Source organism: Pseudomonas sp. NPDC087817 (assembly GCF_044742875.1).
Taxonomy (GTDB): domain Bacteria; phylum Pseudomonadota; class Gammaproteobacteria; order Pseudomonadales; family Pseudomonadaceae; genus Aquipseudomonas.
The window spans coordinates 66,101-72,838 of sequence record NZ_JBIUVJ010000022.1; the positions used below are offsets into that span (position 1 = coordinate 66,101).

The window sequence follows — 6,738 nt, forward strand, 5'->3', positions numbered from 1 at the left end:
CGACGGTTTTTGAAGTTTATTACCGTGATGATCGACATTCAGCGGATGGATGCAACCTCAAAGGTGTTCCTGGGCCCACCCACGCACCTCGGCATACGGATACTCCTCCAACGTCGCATACCCGGAAATCGCCCGCGCCTTGAGCTTGGTGAACAGCGGCACACTGATGCCGCACAGAAACCGCGTCAATCGCTCCGCTGTCGGCAAACTGCCCGTGTGCTGCTCATGCCTGTGGATAAATTCACCGCACAGTGCTGCGAAGTTTTTATCCACAAGCGCCGGTAGTTCCGGAGGTGCTGGTAAACGAGCAATCTGTCCGTGACACACCGAGCAATGCCCACAACGCTCAGGGGCATCGTGATCGCCGAAATACTCCGCCAGTCGATAACCCAGGCAGCGTTCAGTGGCGAACACGTCAAGCATCGCGTGAATCCGCGCGACTTCGGTCTGTTCGTGGCGAGTGAAGTAATCGTGCAGCTCGCCACTCAACACATCACTGTCAAAGTCGCTGTGCAGCAAGCTGTAGACCTCGGTCATCTGCTTGCTCTCAAGCTCGACCCAGCCCTTCTCCTGAAAGTAATCCAGCGCCTTCACCACCCGATTGCGCTCAGCCGAATATTGCGTATACATCGCCTCGAAACTGACCGTGGCCCAGGTACGCGCACGGCTCGACGTCTGGATGATCGCCGCAACGAAGTCCCGGCGCTCACCCTCGAAACGCTCGAGCAATGCCTCGGGTTCGAGCAAATACTTGAAGCGGTATTCGGCGTAATACGCATAGCGCGGCGCGATCAGACCACGCAGCTCCAGTTGCACCAGCAAGGTCTTCAGCGGTAACGCGCGAATGTTGCTCTGATCCGCCAGCGGACCAAGCAGAAACTCCCATTGCCCTTCCGGTGCCGAGGCCTTCAACTCATCGAGCACATAACGAATGCCGTCACGCTCCGGCGTGTCACCGTAGACAAAGTTTTCCAGCACGTTGAGGCTGTCACGATTGGCCAGCACGAGGCAGTCCGACGGTTCTCCATCACGCCCCGCACGGCCGATTTCCTGGCTGTAGTTTTCGATGGATTTGGGCAGATCGAAGTGCACCACATTGCGGATGTCGCTCTTGTCGATGCCCATGCCGAAGGCGATGGTCGCAACGATGCAATTGGACTGCCCGGCCATGAAGCGCTTCTGGATGGCCTCGCGCTTATCGTGGGGCAGACCGGCGTGATAGGCCTCGGCCTGAATGCCGTTGCGCTCCAGATGTTCGGCGATGTGTTCAGCGGTTTTTTGCAAGGTCACGTAGACAATGCTCGGCTGACCCGGCCGTTCGGCCATCCACTCCACCAGCCGCCGACGCTTGTCCTGGCCACGCACCGGCTCCACCAGCAGATTGAGGTTGGGCCGATAGAAACCGGTCGTTACCACATCCTCGGCGGCAATAGAGAATTTCGCCTGCATGTCGGCGATGACTTGCGGCGTTGCCGTGGCCGTCAGCAGCAAGGTCTGCGGGATGTTGAACTGACGCTGATAGTCCGGCAACTTGAGGTAGTCGGGGCGGAAATTGTGTCCCCACTCCGAGATGCAATGCGCCTCATCCACCACCAGCAACGAGATCGGCACCTGCTGCAAGAAATTGCGGAAGCGCTCGTTCTTCAAACGCTCCACCGAGATCATCAGGATCTTCAATTCACCCGAACGGGCGCGGGCCATCACGTCATTGGCATCCTCGCGGCTCTGCGCCGAATCGATGCTGCCGGCCGAAATGCCGTGGCGTTGCAGAAATGCCAATTGATCCTGCATCAACGCCAGCAGCGGCGAGACCACCAGCGTCAGGTTCGGCAGCATCAGCGCCGGCAATTGATAACAGAGGGACTTGCCGGAACCGGTGGGGAAAATCGCGGCTGCCGAACGCCCGGCCAGTACCGCACTGATCGCTGTTTCTTGTCCGGGGCGAAACTGTGGATAACCAAAAACCTGTTCCAGGGTGTTGTGCATTCGCTGTCACTCCTTTGACTGCTGCCATGCCAACAGCCTAGCGGGCGATCGCAGCGAGTCGAGAAAAGGTCGGGGCCAAATCGATTCGGAATGATACAGCCCCTGACGCTGGGTCACAGGCTGAAACAAACGCCACAATTTGTTTATCGCGGTCTTTTCCGGCATCGCGATAAAGTCCCACCCACTGTTTCGCCCGCATCACGCCCGGACGGCGGATGCGTGAAAAATTCTCAAAGGAATGATCATGCACTCTAGATTGAAGCTAATACTCGCCCTCACCCTCTCCGCCCTGCTGCTAGGCGGATGCATGCGGTTTCCAGACGAACTTCCCCAACTCGCGGCCGGTGCGACGATGCAGGCAGCCGCTGTGGCCTAGACGTCAATCAGCAGAGGTCACGGCAGCAGTACGGCCACTCGCAACTGCTCGTTCAATGCCTGTTCATGCACACTCTGGCTTCTACTTGCCCAAAGTGCATGGGCCGGGCTGATGTCGCCAGTGAACGCCGCCGCCAACTGCCGCAGGTCAGCGACGCTGCGCACCTGAGGGCAAAAGGGTTGTTCGCCACAGTCCTGACTGGCGTTGCGATAAGTGCTCAGCAGGTGATCCCACAAACCGTCGCGCACTTGCCGGATCGACTTGAGTTGCACTTGCGGCACACCCAACCGTTGTTTCAGACCTGACTCATCGAGCGCTTCGCTGGCGAGCAGAGCTTTGCCGAACATCAGCACTTCGGCGCGCGAGGCCGTGTCGACGTTCGCCGGGCTGGTGAGCGCCTCCGGCCAACCGGTTCGATCCAGATGATCGAGAACCAGCGCGTTATCCAGGTCAACCGCCATTACTACACGGCAACCACTGGCCCACAGCACCACAATCAAGGCCATTCGTAGCCACTGCATACCTAATTCCCTTTATGCGCGTATAGGACGTCTGGAAACGTCCCACAGATTCTGGCGCGCACCATACAGAGGTTTGTTCAGAAGCGCCTGACAAACCCGTAGGAAAATTCCGAGCTAAGGGTTTTGCCTTGAAAAGCCCATGAAAACACGTAGGGCAAATACCCGAACACCGGAAAAACCCCTACGAACTCTGTCCATTGCAGCCGTCTTGTCCCACAGCCCGATGCCCTCCTATAGTGGCCGACGCGACTGAATCGCACCGTAGCGACTTCTCAAAGGACAGCCTAATCCATGAACTCACTGCACCCGCCCCTCAACCGCTACCGCCGTTTGAAAACCAGTTACAGCGAGAATCCGGTGCTGGTCATCGACACGGACGCCTGCCATGAAGACCTGCTGGATGCCGCACAGCAACGTCTGTGCGCTGCCAGCAATCTGTTGGAAACTCTTTACTGTTTGTGTTTCCAACAAGCAGACGTCAAAGACATCCCGAACATTGTTCAGGCGCTTTACTTGTTGACTCAAGACGGTTGCGAACTACTGGAAGTTGCAAAACTTAAAATCGCCCAGCGCAATTAAACCCAACAACCAACAAATCTCGAAACAACCCACTTCTTTGCCTTTTAAAAGAACAATACTACGTTGACTGCTCTTTCATTAAACAAGAGCAATAAACATGACTGTTTTAACTATCTTTTTTTGCGGTACGGGTTCCAACAAGTTTGACACCACCCATGAAAACTTCTGGAACGGCGAATTGATTTCCACCTTGGCCGCAAACCATTCCGGTCGCGAGTTTGCCGAATGGATCGTGGTCGATGGGCCGGGCAGCGGCAACCTGCAAGCGGATGACCTGTTTACCAAAACCAAGGAATACGGTCTCAGCGGCACGTTGTTCGGCAAGGGCTGGGAAGAAAACGTACAGCACGCGCTGAATATCATCAAAGGAAAATGCGACTGGCAACGCGAACAACTGACCGAAGCCGGATACAACCGCCTCAAAGCCGCCGGCATTCCCATTGAAGATGTCAAAGCCGAGGGCTCGTGGTTTTGGCGCAAGTACAACTATGGCGACCGCAGCATCACCCAACAGAAGTTGCAGGAGGGCATTATCAAGACGTTCCGCAAAGACGGCGTTATTCCCACCCGCGTCAACCTGGTGGGCTGGAGCCGCGGCGGTGTAAGTTGCCATATGCTGGCCAATGCAATGTTGAAAGACACTCAACTTAAAAATATTCCGGTGAACATCTTTGCCCTGGACCCCGTTCCGGGAATCGGTAACTTCCAGGAAGATCGGGTCAAACTCGGCAGCAACGTCAAAGAATACATCGCCTTCTACGCCCGCGATGAACGCTCCAAAGGCTTCAGCTGCATCATCCCGCAAACCGCCACCGGCACCAAAACCTGCATCTATCCCATGGCCGGCCGTCACGCGACCATGGCCGGCAACGCCACCGCCGACGGCGGCGTCCCTGTCAGCGCCAGTGACCTGAAAACCCTGGTGGAACCGGGCCGCGTCGTCCGTCATTTCGCCGAAGCCTGCCTCAAGCGCTGGGGCGTGCAACTGAACAAAACCCTGAACCTGACCCAGACCGATCTGAAGACCCTCACCGACGGCATCGTCCGCGATGAGGCCCGGTACAAACGGATGCACAACATTTCCTACACTTACTTCACCGAACTGGATAAAGGCGAGCGCTACGTGTCTTTAGGCAGCAAAGGCGTACCGTTCTCGGCGGTGAAAGGCTCGATCTACACGCCTGCGACGGGGCTGACGACCAGTGTGCTGGATGTGGCGGCGTATCGGGTTATTGGCTGAAGATTCTGAGTGTGTGATTTGGCGAAAAAACCTACAGCAATGGCCTATCGGGTATTCGTCCCATTCCTACAAACTCAGACTCCCTTGCCGTCTATCGCGGCTTGGTAAGCCAAATCTATAGTCGTGACTGTCGCTGCCAAATCAGCGGCTCGGGCTTGGTCACCCGATTGGATCGTGTATACGCACGCGCTGTATGCTGCCGGCACTCACTTGCCTGCGGTTTATGGTGACTGTGTTTGGGACACCTTCGGGTGTGCCGGGTATGTGCGCGATCCTCACCGGTTGACCAACCCGAACACAGTCGCCTCCTGTCGCTTGGTCACGATGCGGTGGCTTCTTTCGAAGCAATTGAGGATTAAAAAATGACAACTTGGAATCAATTCACCACCGATCGCTACCGCGCCCTCGAATCCAACCTCACCGACACCAAGCCCCTGATCATCGACACAACGGCCAATCCACAAGACATCCTCGAATGCGCCGTCCAGCGCCTGCGCGCCTCCGCCGATCTGCTACGCACCCTCTACTGCCTCAGCTTCAAACAAGCCGACGTCGAAGACATCCCCCACATCACCCACGCCCTCTATCTGTTGACGCAGGATGGGTGTGACCTGCTGCAAGTCGCACAGCAGCAGATGCTCAACTGGAAAGCACCAGCCTGACGAACTCCTCGGCAGGCGCGTTCACAGCTAGAACTACCTGCCTCTATCTCGAACACTGACGCTGGGATTTCGGCGCAAAGCTTAAGGAGCTGCATTTTGCAAACTATTATTGATTGCGTACGATGGGAGCCATTGTTCAACCAAGGGCTTGCCTTCATGACCACTGAAACCATTGATCACAGTACTCTCGCGCGATTGTTTGAGAATGGTTCGATCAGTAGCGCACATATCGTCGCCAAACCCGGTGGCTGGTCAATTCAGATTCAGCAAGGAAACAAAGAATATTCACTGGCAGCACAACGCAGTGGTCAGGTGCGACTGTTCAAGCGGTTTGAAACACTGGTGACCTACCTGCAAGGAGTAGGTATCAATCACTTCGATGTGGACGCCTCCAGCTATGACCCTCTGCAGATAAAAACCTATGCCCGACCTGATCGCGCCGAAGCGATGAAACAAGCGCATGAAGCTGCGGCATATGAAGAATGGGTCAAGCAACAGGTACAAATCAGCATTGATGACCCAAGACCCAGCGTCAGCGATGAAGACGCTCGCAGGATATTTGCCGCCAAGCGGGATGCTCTGCGTCAGCGAGTACGTTGATGAGGTTGGTCTGGCGCCAAGAGGCGCTGGATGATCGAGAAAACATCATGGAGCGTATCGGCCAGGAAAATCCCGCTGCAGCGATCAAGCTCGATGAGCTTTTCGAATCGAAGGGAGAAAGCGTCCGCCAGCAGCCAGCTTTATACAAAAGAGGTATCGCGCAAGGCACCCGCGAAATGGTTGTCACCCCAAACTACTACATCATCTACACAATCAAAGTTGATGCTGTGGAGATGCTGCGAGTACTGCATACCAGGCGGCAATGGCTATGAAGGCTGAAGAGAAGAAGAACGGCGTTTAGAGTTCGCGGCTACTTAAGTGGCATTATTCTGGCTGTTTAACGCGAACGCTGCGGGAATATTGGCAGTTGGTCTGATAATGACACCCAACCCATCACCCACAAAAAAGCCGCCCTCAAGAGGCGGCTTTTTCATTCACCAGAACTAAGTCTTACAACTTAGGCCCAGCAGCCTTGATCGCGTCGCTCACTTCGAACTTCTTGAAGTTCTCGATGAACAGACCGGCCAGTGCCTTGGCAGCCTCGTCGTAAGCAGCCTTGTCAGCCCAGGTGTTGCGCGGGTTGAGCAGGTTGGTTTCAACGCCCGGTACGGCCAGTGGCACGTCGAGGTTGATGGTGTCGAGGTGCTCGGTGGCGGCACCGATCAGCGCGCCGCTCTGGATTGCTGCAATCACCGCGCGGGTGGTCGGGATGTTGAAGCGTTTGCCAACGCCGTAGCCGCCGCCGGTCCAGCCGGTGTTGACCAGGTAGACCTT

At 56.0% G+C, this 6,738-nt stretch carries 8 protein-coding genes; 5 read left to right on the forward strand and 3 right to left on the reverse strand.

The features are described 5' to 3' along the window. Nucleotides 1-57 precede the first annotated feature (57 nt). Nucleotides 58-1,986: an ATP-dependent DNA helicase RecQ gene (locus ACIONG_RS16325; protein ID WP_401300978.1), complete on the reverse strand. Its 1,929-nt coding sequence runs from the start codon at nucleotides 1,984-1,986 to the stop codon at nucleotides 58-60. A 393-nt stretch (nucleotides 1,987-2,379) separates the two neighbouring features. Beyond that, nucleotides 2,380-2,883 (reverse strand): polysaccharide deacetylase, encoded by a 504-nt coding sequence (locus ACIONG_RS16330; protein ID WP_103304148.1) that lies wholly within the window; start codon nucleotides 2,881-2,883, stop codon nucleotides 2,380-2,382. A gap of 291 nt (nucleotides 2,884-3,174) precedes the next feature. Between ACIONG_RS16330 and ACIONG_RS16335 the strand changes: the two genes are divergently transcribed. From ACIONG_RS16335 to ACIONG_RS16355, 5 genes are all read left to right on the forward strand, one after another. Next, nucleotides 3,175-3,462, forward strand: coding sequence for a hypothetical protein (locus ACIONG_RS16335; protein WP_103304147.1), 288 nt, complete (start codon nucleotides 3,175-3,177; stop codon nucleotides 3,460-3,462). A 97-nt stretch (nucleotides 3,463-3,559) separates the two neighbouring features. Continuing rightward, the gene (locus tag ACIONG_RS16340) at nucleotides 3,560-4,702 is read left to right on the forward strand and encodes a hypothetical protein (protein ID WP_401300982.1); all 1,143 of its coding nucleotides are present in this window, start codon (nucleotides 3,560-3,562) and stop codon (nucleotides 4,700-4,702) included. Between the two features lie 362 nt (nucleotides 4,703-5,064). Beyond that, nucleotides 5,065-5,364, forward strand: a complete 300-nt coding sequence (locus ACIONG_RS16345) for a hypothetical protein (RefSeq protein ID WP_315445223.1) — start codon at nucleotides 5,065-5,067, stop codon at nucleotides 5,362-5,364. Between the two features lie 96 nt (nucleotides 5,365-5,460). Then, nucleotides 5,461-5,964 (forward strand): hypothetical protein, encoded by a 504-nt coding sequence (locus tag ACIONG_RS16350; RefSeq protein WP_349306215.1) that lies wholly within the window; start codon nucleotides 5,461-5,463, stop codon nucleotides 5,962-5,964. Then, entirely contained in the window at nucleotides 5,964-6,236 is a 273-nt protein-coding gene (locus tag ACIONG_RS16355) for a type II toxin-antitoxin system RelE/ParE family toxin (RefSeq protein ID WP_123449450.1), read from the forward strand. The genes ACIONG_RS16350 and ACIONG_RS16355 overlap by 1 nt, the downstream gene beginning before the upstream one ends. A 178-nt stretch (nucleotides 6,237-6,414) precedes the next feature. On the opposite strand, the gene ACIONG_RS16360 is transcribed toward ACIONG_RS16355, so the two are convergent. Next, the coding region (locus ACIONG_RS16360) for a phosphoenolpyruvate carboxykinase (ATP) (protein WP_401300985.1) at nucleotides 6,415-6,738 on the reverse strand (324 nt) is incomplete at its 5' end.

What these genes read in the sequence shown, in the direction of transcription:
- ACIONG_RS16325 (WP_401300978.1), bottom strand. Translation starts at nt 1,986, where the DNA reads ATGCACAACACCCTGGAACAGGTTTTTGGTTATCCACAGTTTCGCCCC.
- ACIONG_RS16330 (WP_103304148.1), bottom strand. Translation starts at nt 2,883, where the DNA reads ATGCAGTGGCTACGAATGGCCTTGATTGTGGTGCTGTGGGCCAGTGGT.
- ACIONG_RS16335 (WP_103304147.1), top strand. Translation starts at nt 3,175, where the DNA reads ATGAACTCACTGCACCCGCCCCTCAACCGCTACCGCCGTTTGAAAACC.
- ACIONG_RS16340 (WP_401300982.1), top strand. Translation starts at nt 3,560, where the DNA reads ATGACTGTTTTAACTATCTTTTTTTGCGGTACGGGTTCCAACAAGTTT.
- ACIONG_RS16345 (WP_315445223.1), top strand. Translation starts at nt 5,065, where the DNA reads ATGACAACTTGGAATCAATTCACCACCGATCGCTACCGCGCCCTCGAA.
- ACIONG_RS16355 (WP_123449450.1), top strand. Translation starts at nt 5,964, where the DNA reads ATGAGGTTGGTCTGGCGCCAAGAGGCGCTGGATGATCGAGAAAACATC.